Genomic DNA, 16734 nt, shown 5'->3' on the forward strand with positions numbered 1-16734 from the left:
CTCGGTTGGTGATGGTGGGTCAGGCGGTCGGGGCGGCCGGTCCGGCGTGCGGCGGCTGGCCGCAGTCGGCGGAGACGGCGCGGGTGGTGGCGAGCAGTTGCGGCAGCAGTTCGAGCACCTGCTCGTAGGGGAGCACGACGTCCGGGACGGAGATCGACGCGGCGGCGACCACCCGGCCGCTGGCGTCCCGGATCGGCGCGGCCACGCAGTTGATGAAGGCCTCGTGCTCGGCGTGGTCCTGCGCCCAGCCCTGGGCGGAGACCTTCTCCAGCTCGGCGAGCAGGGCCTCGGGGGTGGCCAGGGTGTGCGCGGTGTGCGGGATGAAGTCGATCCCGGCCACCACCCGGCGGCGCTCGGGCACCGGCAGGTCGGCGAGCAGCACTTTGGAGACGGCGGCGCTGTGCAGGGCGGCGCGCAGACCGATCCGGGAGTACATCCGCACCGGGTGGCGGGAGTCGTACTTGTCGATGTAGACCACCTCGCCGCCCTCGTACGCGGCCAGGTGGACGGTCTGACCGGTGGCCGCGTTCAGCCCGGCCAGGTGCGGCGCGGCGATCCGGCGGATCCCGCGCTGTTCCAGGGCGAGGCCGGAGAGGGCGAAGAGTCCGGCGCCCAGGTGGTAGCGGTAGGCCGGGTCCCGGTAGACGAAACGTTCCTCTTCGAGGCTCTGGAGCAGCCGCAGCACCGTGGTCTTGTGCACGCCGAGCACCTCGGCCAGCTGGTCGAGGGAGCGCTCGCCCTCACCGAGCTCGGCGAGGATGCGCAGGGCGCGGGTGACGGTCTGGCTCATCGTGCTCCAAGGGCCGGGGACGCGGCCGGTCGAGGGTCGGGGGCACCGCCCCCGGCCACGGGCAGTACCGGGGACACGATGCCATCCGCCGAGACCCGGGTCGCGGCCCAGTCCCCCGGGGAGGCGGTCAGCAGGGCGGTGACCACCGGCTCGGGCGGCAGCTCGGCCTGGTCGCCGTGGGCGGTGAGCGCGCAGGCCGCGCTGAGGTGGCCGAGCCGCAGCCGGCTGCGCTGGTCCAGGCCGCGCACGGTGGCGGCCAGATAGCCGGCCGCGAAGGCGTCGCCCGCTCCGGTGGCCTCGACCACCTCGACGGCGAGGGCCGGCTCGGTGACGGCGGTGCCGTCCCGGTGCAGGGCCGTGACCATTCGGGCGGCGTCCTTGACCACCACGGTGGCGGGGGAGGGGAAGAGGCGGCGCAGCGCGTCCGGGTCGCCGGTGCCGAAGGCGGCCTCCGCCTCGTCGGAGCCGAGCAGCAGCACGTCGGCCGCGTCCAGCAGGGGCGGCAGGACGGCCGGGTCGCGCTCGCGCCACAGGGCCGGGCGCCAGTTCAGGTCGAAGCTGACCAGACGGCCCGGGCGGCGGTCGGCCAGCAGGGCGCGGAGCAGCTCCAGGCAGTCGTCGGAGAGGGCGGCGGTGATGCCGGACAGGTGCAGCAGCCGGGCGCCGGCCAGCAGCCGGGCGGCGGCCGGATCGTCCAGCACGGCGGGGGAGAGCGCGGACGCCGCGGAGCCGCGGCGGTGGTAGTGCAGCCGGCTGCGGCCGGGCCCGAGGTCGTGGCGGCGGCCGGTGCTGCCGCCCACCTCCTTGAGGTAGAGGCCGGTCGGGCGGTGCGGGTCGACGGCGACCGCGGACACGTCCACCCCGCGTGCGGCGACCTCGCCGGTCAGGCGGCGGCCGAAGCCGTCGTCGCCGACCCGGCTGATCCAGGCGCTCGGCACACCGAGCGCCGCCAGGGCGCCCGCCACGTTGGACTCCGCGCCGCCGACCGAGAGGTGGAAGTTCTCCACCGACTCCAGCGGGCCCGGCCGGTCGGGCAGCAGGACGGCCATCGACTCGCCCACGCACACCGCCTCCACCGCCGGGGTGCGGCGCGGCGGGGTGCCCGAGCTCACGGCCTGGTCCTGTCGTGGCATCTGCTGGGCTCCTCGTGTCCTGCGGCTGACCGTTCCGTTGACCTTCGTCCGGCGCCGATGCTAGAACCGTGATGCCAGCATGTGCAACCCTCGTTGCGTATGTTGCAACATCGGCGATGGAGGAAGACCGTGGAACAGACCTTCGCAAGCAGCGGCACCGGGCCGGGCATCGACGCCGGCAAGGTGGCGGCCCTTGCCGACGAGGTGCTCGACTGGCGGTTCAAGGCCCTGCCGCCCGAGGCCTGGGGGCTGAGCGTCCGCGACTACCTCGCCACCCGGCCCGCCCTCGCCGGCCTCGGCACCCCGCTGCTCACCCTGGACGCCGCCGCGGTCGACCACAACGTGCGGACCATGGCCGAGTGGTGCGCCAAGGCGGGGGTGGCCCTCGTCCCGCACGGCAAGACGACCATGGCGCCCGCGCTCTGGCAGGCGCAGCTCGCCGCAGGCAGTCACGGCATCACCCTCGCCAACCTGCCGCAGGTACGGGTGGCCCGGGCCTTCGGCGTCCAGCGGATCCTGCTCGCCAACACGCTGCTCGACCCCGCCGGACTGGGCTGGCTCGCGGCCGAGCTCACCGCCGACCCGTCGTTCGCCTTCGTCTCCTGGGTGGACTCCGCCGAGAGCGTCCGGCTGATGGACGAGGCCCTGCGCGCGGCCGGCGCCGAACGGCCGGTCGAGGTGCTGGTCGAACTCGGCGGCCCCGGCGGGCGCACCGGAGCGCGCGGCGTCGAGGAGGCCGTCGAGATCGCCGCCGCGGTACTGCGTGCGCCCACCCTGCGGCTGGCCGGCGTCGGCGGCTACGAGGGGGCGCTGGCCCACGACGCGAGCGAGGAGGGGCTGGCCACCGTCCGCGGCTATCTGCGGGCCCTCGCTGATCTGCACGGGCGGCTCTCCACCGCCTGCTCCAGCGGCGCCGAGCCGATCGTGTCGGCCGGCGGGAGCGCCTACTTCGACCTCGTGGTCGAGGAGCTGGCCGGGCTGCCGGACGCCCTCGTGGTGCTGCGCTCGGGCGCGTACGTGGCGCACGACGACGGCTTCTACCGGGGCATCTCGCCGCTCGGGCGGGGCGCCGGCCAGGCGCCGTTCCGCAGCGCCCTGCACGGCTGGGCGCGGGTGGTCTCCCGCCCCGAGCCGCAACTGGCCCTGCTCGACGCCGGCAAGCGCGACCTGCCGTTCGACGAGGGCCTGCCGGAGCCGCAACTCGTCCGGGGCGGGCCCGGGCTGGCCGGGACGGCCGCCCGGATCACCGCGCTGAACGACCAGCACGCCTTCCTGCGCGACGCGGGCGACCTCGCCCCCGTCGGTGCCGTCCTGCGGCTCGGGGTCTCGCATCCGTGCACCGCCTTCGACAAGTGGACGATGATCCCGGTGCTGGACGACGCGGACAGCCCCGAGCCGAAGGTCACCGGCCTGGTGCGGACGTATTTCTGATGAGGCCTCAGGCGGAAGGGCAGGCCCTCGTCTTCAAGGGCGCCACGGTCGTGGACGGTACCGGCGCCGAGCGGTACCGCGCGGACGTCCGGATCAGCCACGGACTGATCACCGAGATCGGCCACGGCCTCGGCGCCGTCCGGGAGGTGGACGCCGACGGGCTCGTCCTGGCACCCGGCTTCATCGACATGCACGCCCACTCCGACCTGGCCCTGCTGCTCGAACCCGAGCACCCCGCCAAGGTCACCCAGGGCGTCACCTGCGAAGTGCTCGGCCAGGACGGCCTGTCCTACGCGCCGGTGGACGACGGCACGCTCGCCGCGCTGCGCCGCCAGATCGCCGGCTGGAACGGCGACCCCGAGGGCTTCGACTGGGACTGGCGCACCGTCGGCGGCTACCTGGACCGGCTGGACCGCGCCGGCGTCGCCGTCAACGCCTGCTACCTGGTGCCGCACGGCTCACTGCGGATGCTCGCCATGGGCTGGGAGAACCGGGCACCGAGGGCGGCCGAACTCGACCTGATGTGCCAACTCCTGGCCCAGGGGCTGCGCGAGGGCGCGGTCGGCCTCTCCAGCGGCCTCACCTACACCCCGGGGATGTACGCGGACACCGCCGAACTGGTCGAGCTGTGCACCGTCGTCGCGGCGCACGGCGGCTTCCACGCGCCGCACCAGCGCTCCTACGGGGCCGGGGCGCTGGAGGGCTACGCCGAGATGGTGGAGATCGCCCGCCGCTCCGGCTGCCCGCTGCACCTGACCCACGCCACCATGAACTTCGGCGTCAACCAGGGGCGGGCCGGTGAACTGCTGGACCTCGTCGACCGGGCGCTGGACGACGGCGTGGACCTCACCCTGGACAGCTACCCCTACCTGCCGGGCTCCACCACCCTGGCCGCCCTGCTGCCCGGTTGGGCCACCGAGGGCGGCCCGCAGGCCACCCTGGCCCGGCTCGGCGAGGCGGACGCCCGCGAGCGGATCCGGTACGAGGTGGAGGAGAAGGGCAGCGACGGCTGCCACGGGGTGGTCACCGACTGGGAGACCATCCAGATCTCCGGCGTCCGCGCCCCCGGCCTGGCCGCGGTGGTCGGGCGGACGGTCGCCGAACTCGCCGCCGAACAGGGCCGGTCCGGTACCGAGGTCTTCCTCGACCTGCTGTGCCGGGACGAGTTGGCGACCACCATCCTCCAGCACGTCGGCCACGAGGAGAACGTCCGGACGATCATGCGCCACCGCGCGCACACCGTCGGCAGCGACGGCCTGCTGGTCGGCGCCCGGCCGCACCCGCGCGCCTGGGGCACCTTCCCCCGGTACCTCGCCCGCTACAGCCGGGAGCTGGGCGTCCTCACGCTGGAGGAGACGATCGCCCGGATGACCGGCCGCCCCGCCGCCCGGCTCCGGCTGGACCGGCGCGGCCTGATCGCCCCGGGCCACCACGCCGACCTGGTCCTCTTCGACCCCGAACACGTCCAGGACGCCGCCACCTTCGACCAGCCCCGCCGGCCCGCCACGGGCATCGAGTACGTCTTCGTCAACGGCACCGCCGTCATCCAGCAGGGCCGCACCACGGGCGCCCGCCCGGGCCGCGCCCTGCGCCGAACCGACCGAGGGACCCGAGCCGCATGAGCCCCGCACAGCCCCTTCCCGCACAGCCCCTTTCCGCGCGGTCCGCTCCGGCGCAGTCCGTGCTCGCCACCGCCCGGGCCGCGCTGGCCGCCGAGCCGGTGATCGCCGTCGTCCGCGCCCCCCGGATACCGGACGCCGCCGCACTCTGCGCCGCGCTCGCCGAGGGCGGCATCACCTGGGCCGAATTCACCTACACCACACCGGATGTGACGGACCATCTGCGCCGGGCCTCGGCCGAGGGCTGGCGGGTCGGGGTCGGTACTGTGCTCACCGCCGAGCAGGCCGAGCGCGGCGTCGAGGCCGGCGCGTCCTTCCTGGTCACCCCCGGCTGCCGGCCCGAGGTGGCGCACGCCGCACATACCGCCGGAGTGCCGGTCGTGCTCGGCGCGCTCACCCCTACCGAGGTCGCCCAGGCCGTCGACCTCGGGGCCGCCGCCGTCAAGATCTTCCCGGCCAGGGCCTTCGGCCCCGGCTACTTCAAGGACCTGCACGGCCCCTACCCGGAGGTGCCGCTGGTCGCCTCCGGCGGCGTCAACGCGGGCAACGCGGCGGACTTCCTCGCGCACGGCGCGCTCGCGGTCTGCGCCGGCACCGACGTCGTGCCGCCGGCCGTCGTCGCGGCCGGGGACTGGGCCGAGATCACCCGCCGGGCCAAGGCGTTCACGGAGGCGTGTGCGACACGAGCCGCCTGACGCGGACTGTCGGGACGGCCGGGATCGGACGACAATCGTTAGCCCGGCCCCCGGCACCCGGCAGGAGGATCCACCCCCATGACCTCGACCCGACCCGGCCCCGACTGGCTGGCCGACGCCGTCCTCTACCAGATCTACCCGCAGACCTTCGCCGACTCCGACGGCGACGGCATCGGCGACTTCGCGGGCATCACCGGGCACCTCGACCACCTCGCCTGGCTCGGCGTCGACACCGTCTGGCTCAACCCCTGCTTCGCCTCGCCGTTCCGTGACGCCGGGTACGACATCAGCGACTACCTCGCCCCGGCGCCCCGCTACGGCACCACGGACGACCTGGTCGCGCTGGTCGAGGCCGCCCGCCGCAAGGGCATCCGCGTCCTGCTCGACCTGGTCGCCGGCCACACCTCGGACCGGCACCCGTGGTTCCTGGCCGCCGCCGAGGACCCGGGTGACCACCGCTACATCTGGTCCGACCGCCCGGTGGACGGCTTCGTCGCCTCGCCCGGCCGTCGGCCCGGTTGGTACCGGCCGAACTTCTTCGACTGTCAGCCCGCGCTCAACTTCGGTTACGCGCACAGCCGTTCCGACCAGCCCTGGCGCCAGCCGGTGGACGCCGACGGGCCGCGCGCCAACCGCGCCGCCCTGCGGGAGATCATGGCGCACTGGCTCGGCCTCGGCCTGGCCGGCTTCCGGGTGGACATGGCCTCCTCCCTGGTCAAGGACGACCCCGGCTTCGTCGAGACCGCCAAACTCTGGACCGAACTGCGCGACTGGCTCGACCGTGCCCACCCGGGGGCCGCGCTGTTCGCCGAGTGGGGCGACCCGGCCGTCGCCGTCGCGGCCGGGTTCCACGCCGACTTCTTCCTCCAGTTCGGCGGCCCCGACCGGGGCCTGCCGCTGCGCTCGCTGTGGAACAACGGCGCCGGCACCGCCGAGGAGCGCTGGACACAGGGCCCCTGCTACTTCGAGGCCGAGGGCCGCGGCACCCCGCAGACCTTCCTGGACGCCTGGCGCTCCGCCGCCGAACTCACCGGGGGCACGGGCCATATCGCCCTGCCCACCGCCAACCACGACTTCTCCCGGCTCGCCACCGGCCCGCGCACCGCCGAGCAACTCGCCCCCGCCTTCGCCTTCCAGCTCACCTGGCCCACCCTGCCCGCCGTCTACTACGGCGACGAGATCGGCATGCGGTACCTGCCCGGGCTCCCGGACGTCGAGGGCAGTGTGCTCGGGCCGCACTACAACCGGGCCGGCTCGCGCACCCCGATGCAGTGGGAACCGGGCCCGAACGCGGGCTTCTCCACGGCGCCGCCCGAGCGGCTCTACCTGCCCGTCGACCCCGACCCGCACCGCCCCGACGTCGCCACCCAGCGGGCCGATCCGACCTCCCTGCTGCACACCGTCCGCCGGCTGATCTCGCTGCGCCGCGCCCACCCCGGCCTCGGCGCCGGCGGCACGGTCGAGGTGCGGCATGCCGGCTACCCGCTGGTGTACACCCGGGCCGGGCGGTACCTGGTGGCCGTCAATCCGAGGCGCGAGCCGGGGGCGGTGCGGTTCGGGCCGGGCGCGCTCCGGCCGCTGGACGTCCAAGGGGTGCGGATGGTGGACGGGGAGCTGCGGGCCGAGGGCTTCTCCTACGGGGTGTTCGAGCTGGTCTGACCGGGGGCCCCGCGCCGGCTGTTGCTCGGCGGCACGCTGTTGGCCGGCGCGGCCCTGTACGAGGGGCCCGGGCCGCGGCAGTGTGCTCGCCCGGGCGGGGGCCGCCGGTCAGGGGCGGGCCGCTACCCGGCCCGGGGCCCAGGCGGGCGGGTGAAGCAGCAGTCGCCGCAGACCCCGGCGCCCGGGCCGACGCGGTAGTACAGGCAGCAACTGTTCCGGCGGAACGCGGTGTCGCGCGGTCCGAGGGCGCGCAGCACACCGGTGCCGGCCAGCGGCGGGCGGTCCAGCAACTCCGCGACGAGGGCACGGCCGTGGCCGGGTGCCCCGTGGGCGTCCAGCATCCGCAGCGCGCCCGCCAGCGCGGACGCGGCGTTGCCCCAGAGCAGCCGGCCGGCGATCGGCGCCACCGTCCGGACGGCCGCTCCCAGTGGCGTCAACTGGCCCTGGACAACGGACTGGTGGAGCCGCTCGGTGAGCGGTTCACGTCCGGACGGCGCGGGTGCGTACGGCCTCCAGAGATCGATCGGCCCCTGGTCGGGCACCCGGACACGGGCGCGGTCCGGGTCCAGGTCGGGCACCACGCCCAGCAGGAGGGCCGAGCCGAGGCCGACCGACCAGAACCGGGCGGCCAGCCCGAGGTGCAGGATCGACGCTGCCACCCGGGGCTCGGCGGTGCCCAGTCGCTGCGCCACCACGCGCACCCGCCCCGCCAGCAACGAGTCCGGTCCGCCGGCGTACAGCTCGCGCAGCGGCCGGAAGCCCGGGGGCGGGCCCTCCCCGGGGGCGGTGGCGACGTCCAGGGCGAAGTACGGTCCGACGGCGGCCAGTTGCCGGTAGTCCAGCACGGGGGTCACCGGCCGGCGCCCGTCGGGCCGGTGAACACGGCGGGTGGCGCGGAGCGGGTGACGTGTCCGGGCGGGCCGACGGTGACCAGGTGGGCGGCCCGGTCCTGGGCGGCGGGGACGGCGGGAGTCGCGCGGTCGTCGATCATCGGGCCGTCCTCCGGGGATGGTCCGGGGCGTCAGCCCCGCACGGTGAAGTTGCCACTGCTGGTGCGGATGAACGCTACCGCGCCCCGGAAGTCCGGGACGGGCCGACCGAACGCTCCCCGGAGCCGGCCGAGCCGGTCGGCGCGGCCGTTGTCCTGGACGGTGATCGAGACCTTGGAGCCCACGAGCCGGCGACCGGGGAACCACGGTGCCTCGCCCCGGGTGATCACGCCCGTGGCGACGGCGTCCCGGCTGCGGCCGGATCCGCTCCGGTGTCCTGCGGTCCGTCAGTTCTGCCGCACGGGAGTGGAATCGCTCCGCCCGGGAAAGATTCCGCCCTCCCCCGGGAGGGCCGTGCCCGCCGTACCGCCGGGACCGGCCCCGTAGGCTCGGGCGCATGCGTACCGACCCTCCGCCCCCGGCCTTCGTCGCCCCGGTTCGCCGGTTGCTGGCCGCCGGCGCCGTCCTGGTGCTGCTGGCCCCGGTGGTGCCGGCCCGCCCGGGTGACCGCGCGGCGGCCCTGCTCGTCGCCGCCATGGCCGCGCTCGCGGTGCTGGTGGCGACGGTCCGGTGGCCGGCCCGGAGGGTGACGCTCGGGGCGGCCGCCGTCGTCGTGGCCGCCGCCTCGCTGGCACTCGACGCGGGCTACTCGGGCCTCTACCGGCTCCCCGCGTTCTGGCTGCCCTTCGAGTGGCTCGCCCTTCTGGTGCTGCTCGGCCGGGCGATACGCCGGGTGCCGGGCCGATGGGTGGGCGCGGTGGCGGCCCTGGTCGGCCTGGCGACGCTCCTGGTGCCGCTGCGCTTCACCCTGCGGACCCCGCACGGTGGATGGCAGGACTCGCTGGTTGCCCTCCTGCTCTCGCTCCTCCCGGCCGTCGGCGTCGCCGGGGCGGGCCTCTACCTACGGGTGCTGGACACCCGCCGGGAGCGCGCGGTGGCTCGTGCCCGCCGCGAGCAGCGACTCGAAGTGGCCCGGGGACTGCACGACTTCGTCGCCCACGAGATCACCGGCATCGTCCTGGAGGCACAGGCCGGCCAGCTGCCCGGCCAGGACCGGGAGGAGACGGCCGCACTGCTGCGCCGTCTGGAGGAGGCCGGACTGCGGGCGCTGGACTCGATGGACGAGATGGTGGGTGCCCTGCGCGACCCGCAGTCCGACGCGGCGGCGGCCGGCCGGACGTCCGGTGCCACCCGGATCCGCGGGCTGGCCGATCTTCCGGAGCTGGTCGGCCGCTTCGCCACGACCGGCCCCGCTGGTGCCGAGGTCCGCGCCACCGTCGAGCTGGCGCCGGATGCCACCGGAGTGCTCTCCGCCGAGGCCGAGGCCACCGTGTACGCCGTCGTCCTGGAGTCGCTGACCAATGTGCGGCGGCACGCGCCGGGCGCCACCGAGGTGGCCGTCCGGGTGACGGCCGGTCCCGGCCGGGCGGTCGAGGTGTCGGTGACGAACGACGGCGGGGCGGCGCGCGGCCCGAAGGGCCTGCTGCGCCGTCGCGTGGGCGGCGGCACCGGGCTGGCGGGCCTGGCCGAACGCGCCGCGGCGCACGGCGGCACCCTGGAGGCGGGCCCGCACCGGCCGTCCGGCTGGCGGACCGTCTGTGTGCTGCCGGTGCGGTAGGCGGCCCGGCCCGGGCGGGGCGCGCGGTCGGCCGGGTGCCGGGTATCTGCCGAACGGCAGATGGCAGCGGCGGGCGCAGCGGCGAGGCTCGTAGTCGTCACCGACCCGCTCCTGCCGGAGGATCCACCTCATGACCAGTACCCCGTCCGTCCGCCGGGCGTTTCCCCGAATGTCTGCCCGGGCGTCTTCCGGGCGGGCGCCCGCCACCGTTCTGGCCCTGGTCCTGGCCGCCTTCGTCTCGTCGGCCGCCGTCACCGGCTGCGCGACGGCGAAGGACGCCACCCCTGAGGAGAAGGTCTTCAGCTACGGCGGAACCACCCTCGACGTGCGTGCCCACGGCCTCCCCACCGATCTGGTCGCGACGGACCGTCAGGATGTCAGGGTGATCCGCTGGTTCGAAGCGCGGGTCATCGGTTCCAAGGAAGCCAGTTGGAGCCTGGACGGTGATGCCCTCGACCTCAGGGCCGGCTGCAACGGCATCGCCAACTGCGATGTGAGGTTCCGGGTGGAGGTGCCGCGCGGTCTGACCGTCCTGCGTGACGGCCGGGCGACCGACCTCGGGGGCAACGCCTCCTGACACCGGCCGTCCTTGCCTCCGGTGTCCGGGTGGGGTGGTGGTGCGCCCGGGGGCGTGGTGCCGACGCGGCCCGGTGTGGCCGGGGCCGTCGGCGTGCGAGACTGCTCGGCGTGACGAGCCCGAACCCGCAGCCCATCCGCACGTTGATCGCGGACGACCAGGAGGCGGTCCGCCGGAGCGTGCGGCGGATTCTGGACGCCCAGCCCGACATCGAGGTGGTCGGTGAGGCCGCCGACGGCGCCGCCGCGCTCGAACTCGCCGGGCAGCTGCGCCCCGACGTCGCTCTGGTCGACATCCGGATGCCCCGGATGGACGGCCTGGAACTGACCCGCAGGCTGGCCGGACCGGGTGCCGTCACCCCGGTCAGGGTGGTCGTGCTGACCACCTTCGACCTCGACGAGTACGTCTATCCGGCCCTGCGGTACGGCGCGTCGGGTTTTCTGCTGAAGCGTTCCGGCCCGGCGTTGCTGGCCGAGGCGGTCCGGGCGGCGGCGGGCGGCGAGAGTCTGATCAGCCCGTCCGTCACCGTCCGCCTGCTGGAACACGTCACCGCGCCCCGGCGTGCCGAGCGGCGGCCCGGACCGGTGGTGCCGCTCACCGAGCGGGAGGTGGAGATCGCCGGACAGGTGGCGGCGGGCCGGACCAACGCGGACATCGCCGCCGAGCTGTTCATCTCACCGGGCACGGTCAAGACGCATGTCGCCAGCATCCAGCGCAAGCTCGACGTGCCGAACCGGGTCGGCATCGCCGTGCACGCCTGGGAGATGGGGTACCCGGTGCCGGCCGCCGGGGGCCGCGCACCCTGAACCGTCCCGGAGGCCCCGGGACGCCCCGGGGGTGTCCGGCGTCGGCCTGCGGTGTTCCGGGCACCGGTGAACCTGCGAGGCCGGGGTGGCCTCCGGACTACGTCCTCCGGCCTGTTAGTTCGATCGTCGACCGAGGTACCAGCGGCAGACCTTGATCCGTCTCGATCTGTCGCCACTGCCTCCTGCGGTCAAACTCCCACTGTTACCTCGCAGGTTCACTACCATCATGCGCCTCTTACGGCCCAGGCACCAGGGGTTTCCGGTCCGGAATCGGGCAATTCGGGAATATTCCGGACCGGTGGCGCGAGGCGTGGCCCCGGGGCGGTCATCACCGCAGCGCGTCCTTGCGCAGGAACCGCTTCAGCCGCTGCCAGGGCCAGGTGTTGATCACGTCCTCGGCGGTCAGCCAGGCCCGTTGGGCGGTGCCGATCCCGTACACCGGGTAGGCCAGTTGCGGGGTGGAGTGGGCGTCGCTGTCGATCGAGAACCGCACCCCGTGCCGTTTCGCCCGCAGCACGTCCTCGTCCCGCAGGTCGAGCCGCTGCGGCGAACTGTTGATCTCGATCGCGGTGCCGGTCCGGGCGGCCGCCTCGAAGACGGCGTCCAGATCGACGTCGATCGGCCCGCGCCGGCCGATCCGCCGCGTGGTGAGATGGCCGATGACGTGCACGTAGGGGTTCTCGCAGGCGCGGATCAGGCGGCGGGTCTGGGCGGCCCGGTCGGCGCCGAAGTGCGAGTGCACCGAGGCCACGCACACATCGAACCCGGCCAGGAACTCGGCGGGCCAGTCCACACCCCCGTCGGGGCCGATGTTCAGCTCCGTGCCGTGCAGCAGGCGCATTCGCCGGTGCCGGCCGGCCAGTTCGCGCAGCCGCTCGCGCTGGGCGAGCATCTTCTCGTCCGTCATCCGCTGCATGACCAGGTCCGGCGCATGGTCGGTGACCGCGTAGTAGGCGTAGCCGCGGGCGGCCGCCGTGTCGATCATCTCCTCCAGGGTGGCCAGGCCGTCGGTGAGGTCGGTGTGGGTGTGCAGGTCGCCGCGGAGGTCGCGTTGGGTGACCAGGTCCGGCAGTTCGCCGCGCAGGGCCGCCTCGATCTCGCCGCGGTCCTCGCGCAGCGGCGGTGCGATCCAGGGCAGACCGAGCGCCGCGTACACCTCCTCCTCGGTCGCCGAGACCACCTTCTTCCCGCTCTCGGCGCCGAACAGCCCGTACTCCGAGAGCTTCAGCCCGGCCCGGACGGCCATGGTGCGCAGCTTGATGTTGTGCGCCTTGGAGCCGGTGAAGTACACCAGCGCCGCGCCCCAGTCCTCCTCCGGCACCACCCGGAGGTCGACCTGGAGGCCCTTGGCGGTGCGCACCGAGGTCTTGGTCGGGCCCTGCGCGATCACCTCGGTCACGTACGGGAGTCCGGCGAGCGCGGCCATCAGCGGTGCGGAGTCCTCGGCGGTGGCGAGCACGTCGATGTCGCCGACGGTCTCGCGCATCCGGCGCAGCGAACCCGCGTAGGCGCAGCGGGTGCAGCCCGGCACGGCCGCGATCGCCGCGACGATCTGCTCGGCCTGCTCGGTGGCCGCGTCGAGCAGCGTCCGCCCGCCGGACTGCCGCAGCAGTTCGATGCCGTGCAGGATCTTCTCGCCGCTGCGCGCGCCGAACCCGGGCACCTCGCGCAGCCGTTCGGCGCGGATCGCCTCGGCGAGCTGGTCGACGGAGGCGATGTCGAGGTCGCGGTAGAGGGCGAGCGCGCGTTTGGGACCGACGCTGGGGACGGCCATCACCTCGCGGACGCCGGCCGGGATCATGGCCCGCAGCTTCTCCAGGGACTCCATCCGGCCGGTCGCGAGGTACTCGGCGATCTTTTCGGCGGTGGACTTGCCGACGCCGGGGATCTGCTGGAGCCCCTTGGTGTCCAGCCCGGCGACGTCCTCCGGGAATCCGCCGACCGCGCGGGCGGCCTTCTCGTAGGCGCGGGCCCGGAAGGCGTCCCCGCCGGTGATCGAGATCAGGTCGGCGTACTCCTGGAGCAGCTCCTGGACCTGGTCGTTGAGCCGGGGCACAGGGCCAGTTTAGGGCGGGCGGGGTGATCGGGCCGGGTGGGCCGATCGGTCGGGGAGGTCGGGGAGGTCGGGGAGGTCGGGGGCGCGGGGGTGTTCCGGTGCGCCGGGGCTCTGGTGTTGTCGGGTGCGCTCCGCCGGAGGGTGGGCGCGCCCCGCCGCTCGGGGGGTACGGGTCCAGCCGTTCGGCGGGGTGCGGTGGTTGGTTCGCGCCCTGGAGCCGGATTGTCACCCGTCCGGTGCGGGCGCAGGCTTGGCGGAAGGGCCGGTGAGGCGGCCTGTTCCGGCCCGCCGCGCACCTGACGGTGGCCGCCGGTGAGGCGCGAGAGGTACAGCGATGGCACGCGGGAAGCTCTGGGCCTATGTCGCGTCGGGTGCCCGGGCGCTCGGCGGGTTCGGCGCGTTCGGGGGCTTCGGTGGCGGGTTCGGCGTGGGCGGGGACGGCGTCGGCGAACCCGACGAAGGCCCGGGCCGGTCCCACCCGGGCTCGATGGCCGGGCCGCGGGTGCTGTCCCGGCCCGAACTGGACCGGGTGCACTGGACGGACCGCCCGGAGGGCTGCCCCGCGCAGGCGCACCACGTCCAGGTGGCCGAGCTGGTGCAGCGGGTGCTGCGCGGCGGCGGTCGGGCGGCCCAGGTCGCCAACCGGGTGCCGGTCGGTCTGCCGGTCGTGGTCGCGGACGCCCGTCGACTGGAGTCGGCGCTGGCCGGGCTGGTCGATCACGCGATCCGGCGCAGCCCGCTCGGCGGCAGGGTGCTGGTCAGGGCGGACGCGGTGACCGGACCGGGTGGGCCGGGGCGGTCGGGGCAGGTGGGGTCCTCGACGCGCTCGGGGTATGCGGGGCAGTCGGGGTACTCGGGGCAGGAGAAGGCGCGGGTGGAGATCCGGGTGGTGGACCGCGGTGCCTGCGAACTCCCCGGGGCGCGCCCGTGGTTGATCGAGGGCGGGCGCCCCGGCGGCCCGGTCGGCCTGGCGGTGCAGGGCCTGGTGAGCGCGGCCGGCGCCCGTCTGGAGGTCGAACAGACGCCCGGCGGCGGTCTCACCCTGGTGCTGACCCTCCCGGTGGCCCGCGACTGACCCGTGTGGGCGGGCCGCCCTGTTCGGGTGGCCCTGCTCGGGCTGGCGGCGCGAGGCCGCGGTCCAGTCGCCCGGGGACGGTTCCGTCCCCGGGCTTCGTGCTTTCCTCCTGCCGTTCACCCGGAGCCCGGGCCTGGCGTCGGCCTGTCGTCCGCAGTGCGCGACGGAACCGCCAATACTTCTTCGCAAATAACCCTTTGCGAAGAAGTGTTTGCGGTTCTACGCTGCTGCCATGACCGAAGAACGCCGGTGGCCGCACAGTTCGGACCCGCAGACCGATGTCGTCCTCGATGCCAAGGGCCTGCGGGCCCTGGCCCATCCCGTGCGGGTCCAGCTGATCGGGCTGCTGCGCAGGCACGGCCCGTCCACCGCGACCAGGCTCGCCGAGCGGATGGGGCTGACCTCGGGCGCGACCAGCTATCACCTGCGCCAGCTCGCCGCCGCGGGCTTCGTCGCGGAGGACACCGAGCGCGGCAACGCCCGCGAGCGGTGGTGGAGGTCCGTCCACCAACTCACCTGGTGGACGGACATGGAGCTGGCCGACGAGGAGCCGGAGGCCGCCCTCGGTTACCTGCGGTCGATCGCTGCCGTACACACGCTGACCGCGCAGCGGGCCCTGAACGCGTACGAGACCATGCCGCGCGACTGGCGGCACGCGCTCGATCTCAGCGACTGGGGGCTGCGGCTCACCCCCGAGGAGGCCCACGGGCTGGCGGAGGAGCTGGCGGCCGTCGTCGGGCGCTACCGCAGGGCGGACACCGAGGGGGCCGCTCCGGACGGCACCGAGCGGGTGGCGGTGGTCGTCCAGCTGCTGCCCGATCCCGAGGGCGAGGGCGGGGACGAGGGCGCTTCGGCCGGATCGGGGGAGCGGTCATGACGACCGTGGACTCGCCGGCTGCCGCACCGCCGCGCAGCGTCCGGCCGCTGGCCGGGGTGCTCGCGGCGACGGCCGTCTCGCTGACCGGCACCCGGGTCTCGGCCATCGCCCTGCCCTGGTTCGTCCTGGCCACCACCGGCAGCGCCACCATGACGGGCCTGGTCGCCTTCGTCGAGATGACGCCGTATGTGCTGGTCAAGGCGTTCACCGGGCCGCTGATCGACCGGCTGGGCCCGCGCGTCGTCTCCTGGACGACGGACGCGGTGAGCGCCGTCGCCGCAGGCCTCGTCCCGCTGCTGCACGGTCTGGGCGTGCTGCCGTTCTGGCTGCTGCTGATCATGGTCGCGGTGGTCGGCGCGGCGCGCGGGCCGGGGGACTTGGCCAAGGAGGTGATGGTCCCCGAGGCGGCCGACCGGGCCCGGGTGCCGCTGGAGCGGGCCACCGGGCTCTCGGGAGTCACCGAACGGCTGGCCTCCACGGTCGGCCCGGCGGTGGGCGGCGGTCTGGTCGCGCTGCTGGGGCCGATGGCCGGTTTGGCGGTCAACGCGGCCGCCTTCGCGCTGGGTTCGCTGGTCATCGCGCTCGCCCTGCCCCGGGGCATGGGGCGGGCGGTGGCCGCCGCGCAGCCGGCGGCGGAGGGCACCAAGGCGCAGGACGAGCGGGAAGCGCTTGGCGAGCCGGGCGAGCAGGCCGGCTACTGGCGGATGTTCCGGGAGGGCTTCACCTTTCTCCGCGGCGAGCCGTTGCTGCTCACCGTCATCGTGATGCTGGCGGTGACCAACCTGCTGGACGCCGGCTTCATGACGGTACTGGTGCCGGTCTGGGCCCGGGAGTCCGGCGGCGGCCCGGCCGCCATCGGCCTGACCGGCAGCGCCTGGGGGATCGCGGCCGTCACCGGAAGCCTGATAGCGGCGGCCGTCGCCCACCGGCTTCCACGCCGGGCGGTGTTCTTCGCGGGCTTCCTGCTCTGCGGGGCGCCGAGGTTCCTGGTCCTCGCGCTGGACGCGCCGATGTGGGCCGTGCTCGCGGTGTTCGCGGTGGGTGGCTTCGGCTCGGGATTCCTCAACCCGATCCTCGGTGCGGTCCTGTTCGAGCGCGTGCCGCGGCGCCTGCTCGGCCGCGTCCGCGCCCTCGGTGACTCCCTGGCCTGGGCCGGGATCCCGCTCGGCGGCCTGCTCGCCGGTTCGGCGGTGGCCTTCGCCGGGCTGATACCCGTGCTGTTCGTGAGCGGAGGCCTGTACTTCGCCACCACCATGCTGGCCGGCCTCCGCCCGGAGTGGCGGGAGATGGACCGTCTCCGCGGCCAGGGGCAGGCGGCGGACGTCCCCGATTCGGCGTCGCCCGAGCGGTCGGCGGTGTCGGCGTAGGGGTGTCAGGAGGTGATCCGGGCCCTGGGGAGGGGCGGGGTC

General features: G+C 74.9%; 16 protein-coding genes. 10 read left to right on the forward strand and 6 right to left on the reverse strand.

The window, feature by feature from the left end; translation table 11 throughout:
* Positions 1–19: 19 nt before the first annotated feature.
* Positions 20–790, reverse strand: a complete 771-nt coding sequence (locus ACIO5D_RS32985; RefSeq protein ID WP_363609108.1) for an IclR family transcriptional regulator — start codon at positions 788–790, stop codon at positions 20–22.
* Positions 787–1923 carry a sugar kinase gene (locus ACIO5D_RS32990; protein WP_363609106.1) on the reverse strand — a complete coding sequence of 379 codons (1137 nt, stop codon included), beginning with the start codon at positions 1921–1923 and terminating at the stop codon, positions 787–789. The genes ACIO5D_RS32985 and ACIO5D_RS32990 overlap by 4 nt, the downstream gene beginning before the upstream one ends.
* Positions 1924–2052: 129 nt before the next feature.
* On the opposite strand from ACIO5D_RS32990, the gene ACIO5D_RS32995 reads away from it, so the two are divergent.
* From ACIO5D_RS32995 to ACIO5D_RS33010, 4 genes are all read left to right on the forward strand, one after another.
* Complete coding sequence (locus ACIO5D_RS32995) at positions 2053–3354, forward strand: alanine racemase (RefSeq protein ID WP_400651219.1); 1302 nt, start codon at positions 2053–2055, stop codon at positions 3352–3354.
* Positions 3354–4976 carry an amidohydrolase family protein gene (locus tag ACIO5D_RS33000; protein ID WP_400651221.1) on the forward strand — a complete coding sequence of 541 codons (1623 nt, stop codon included), beginning with the start codon at positions 3354–3356 and terminating at the stop codon, positions 4974–4976. The genes ACIO5D_RS32995 and ACIO5D_RS33000 overlap by 1 nt, the downstream gene beginning before the upstream one ends.
* Complete coding sequence (locus ACIO5D_RS33005) at positions 4973–5668, forward strand: bifunctional 4-hydroxy-2-oxoglutarate aldolase/2-dehydro-3-deoxy-phosphogluconate aldolase (protein WP_400651223.1); 696 nt, start codon at positions 4973–4975, stop codon at positions 5666–5668. Before ACIO5D_RS33000 ends, ACIO5D_RS33005 begins: the two co-directional genes overlap by 4 nt.
* A 78-nt stretch (positions 5669–5746) precedes the next feature.
* On the forward strand, positions 5747–7327 hold the full coding sequence (locus tag ACIO5D_RS33010) for an alpha-amylase family glycosyl hydrolase (protein WP_400651225.1): 1581 nt from the start codon (positions 5747–5749) through the stop codon (positions 7325–7327).
* A gap of 122 nt (positions 7328–7449) precedes the next feature.
* On the opposite strand, the gene ACIO5D_RS33015 is transcribed toward ACIO5D_RS33010, so the two are convergent.
* From ACIO5D_RS33015 to ACIO5D_RS33025, 3 genes are read right to left on the reverse strand one after another with little or no spacing between them, the layout of a single operon-like run.
* Positions 7450–8181, reverse strand: coding sequence for a (2Fe-2S)-binding protein (locus tag ACIO5D_RS33015; protein ID WP_400651227.1), 732 nt, complete (start codon positions 8179–8181; stop codon positions 7450–7452).
* On the reverse strand, positions 8178–8318 hold the full coding sequence (locus tag ACIO5D_RS33020; RefSeq protein WP_363609095.1) for a hypothetical protein: 141 nt from the start codon (positions 8316–8318) through the stop codon (positions 8178–8180). The genes ACIO5D_RS33015 and ACIO5D_RS33020 overlap by 4 nt, the downstream gene beginning before the upstream one ends.
* A gap of 30 nt (positions 8319–8348) precedes the next feature.
* Positions 8349–8501 (reverse strand): hypothetical protein, encoded by a 153-nt coding sequence (locus ACIO5D_RS33025; RefSeq protein WP_400651229.1) that lies wholly within the window; start codon positions 8499–8501, stop codon positions 8349–8351.
* A gap of 212 nt (positions 8502–8713) precedes the next feature.
* Here ACIO5D_RS33025 and ACIO5D_RS33030 point away from each other — a divergent pair, with 212 nt between their 5' ends.
* The 3 genes from ACIO5D_RS33030 to ACIO5D_RS33040 all read left to right on the forward strand — a co-directional run bounded on the left by ACIO5D_RS33030 (position 8714) and on the right by ACIO5D_RS33040 (position 11317).
* Complete coding sequence (locus tag ACIO5D_RS33030; protein ID WP_400651231.1) at positions 8714–9934, forward strand: sensor histidine kinase; 1221 nt, start codon at positions 8714–8716, stop codon at positions 9932–9934.
* A gap of 130 nt (positions 9935–10064) precedes the next feature.
* Positions 10065–10511, forward strand: coding sequence for a hypothetical protein (locus tag ACIO5D_RS33035; protein ID WP_363609090.1), 447 nt, complete (start codon positions 10065–10067; stop codon positions 10509–10511).
* Between the two features lie 110 nt (positions 10512–10621).
* A complete protein-coding gene (locus ACIO5D_RS33040; protein ID WP_363609088.1) occupies positions 10622–11317 on the forward strand; it encodes a response regulator transcription factor in 696 nt (231 codons plus the stop codon).
* 328 nt (positions 11318–11645) lie between these two features.
* On the opposite strand, the gene polX is transcribed toward ACIO5D_RS33040, so the two are convergent.
* Positions 11646–13373, reverse strand: a complete 1728-nt coding sequence (gene polX, locus ACIO5D_RS33045) for a DNA polymerase/3'-5' exonuclease PolX (protein WP_400651236.1) — start codon at positions 13371–13373, stop codon at positions 11646–11648.
* 334 nt (positions 13374–13707) lie between these two features.
* Here polX and ACIO5D_RS33050 point away from each other — a divergent pair, with 334 nt between their 5' ends.
* The 3 genes from ACIO5D_RS33050 (at position 13708) to ACIO5D_RS33060 (ending at position 16692) form a co-directional block, all read left to right on the forward strand.
* Entirely contained in the window at positions 13708–14448 is a 741-nt protein-coding gene (locus ACIO5D_RS33050) for a sensor histidine kinase (RefSeq protein ID WP_400651239.1), read from the forward strand.
* A 232-nt stretch (positions 14449–14680) separates the two neighbouring features.
* A complete protein-coding gene (locus ACIO5D_RS33055; protein WP_363609082.1) occupies positions 14681–15325 on the forward strand; it encodes a helix-turn-helix domain-containing protein in 645 nt (214 codons plus the stop codon).
* The gene (locus ACIO5D_RS33060; RefSeq protein ID WP_400651242.1) at positions 15322–16692 is read left to right on the forward strand and encodes an MFS transporter; all 1371 of its coding nucleotides are present in this window, start codon (positions 15322–15324) and stop codon (positions 16690–16692) included. Before ACIO5D_RS33055 ends, ACIO5D_RS33060 begins: the two co-directional genes overlap by 4 nt.
* Positions 16693–16734: the final 42 nt, after the last annotated feature.

Source organism: Kitasatospora sp. NPDC087315 (genome assembly GCF_044744345.1).
In the GTDB taxonomy this organism is placed as follows: Bacteria; Actinomycetota; Actinomycetes; order Streptomycetales; family Streptomycetaceae; genus Kitasatospora.

Excerpts from the sequence above, each read along its gene's own strand:
- ACIO5D_RS33060 (WP_400651242.1), top strand. The coding sequence starts at position 15,322 with ATGACGACCGTGGACTCGCCGGCTGCCGCACCGCCGCGCAGCGTCCGG.
- ACIO5D_RS32990 (WP_363609106.1), bottom strand. The coding sequence starts at position 1,923 with ATGCCACGACAGGACCAGGCCGTGAGCTCGGGCACCCCGCCGCGCCGC.
- ACIO5D_RS33055 (WP_363609082.1), top strand. The coding sequence starts at position 14,681 with ATGACCGAAGAACGCCGGTGGCCGCACAGTTCGGACCCGCAGACCGAT.
- ACIO5D_RS33030 (WP_400651231.1), top strand. The coding sequence starts at position 8,714 with ATGCGTACCGACCCTCCGCCCCCGGCCTTCGTCGCCCCGGTTCGCCGG.
- ACIO5D_RS33020 (WP_363609095.1), bottom strand. The coding sequence starts at position 8,318 with ATGATCGACGACCGCGCGACTCCCGCCGTCCCCGCCGCCCAGGACCGG.
- ACIO5D_RS33035 (WP_363609090.1), top strand. The coding sequence starts at position 10,065 with ATGACCAGTACCCCGTCCGTCCGCCGGGCGTTTCCCCGAATGTCTGCC.
- ACIO5D_RS33010 (WP_400651225.1), top strand. The coding sequence starts at position 5,747 with ATGACCTCGACCCGACCCGGCCCCGACTGGCTGGCCGACGCCGTCCTC.
- ACIO5D_RS33000 (WP_400651221.1), top strand. The coding sequence starts at position 3,354 with ATGAGGCCTCAGGCGGAAGGGCAGGCCCTCGTCTTCAAGGGCGCCACG.
- ACIO5D_RS32985 (WP_363609108.1), bottom strand. The coding sequence starts at position 790 with ATGAGCCAGACCGTCACCCGCGCCCTGCGCATCCTCGCCGAGCTCGGT.
- ACIO5D_RS33050 (WP_400651239.1), top strand. The coding sequence starts at position 13,708 with ATGGCACGCGGGAAGCTCTGGGCCTATGTCGCGTCGGGTGCCCGGGCG.
- ACIO5D_RS33005 (WP_400651223.1), top strand. The coding sequence starts at position 4,973 with ATGAGCCCCGCACAGCCCCTTCCCGCACAGCCCCTTTCCGCGCGGTCC.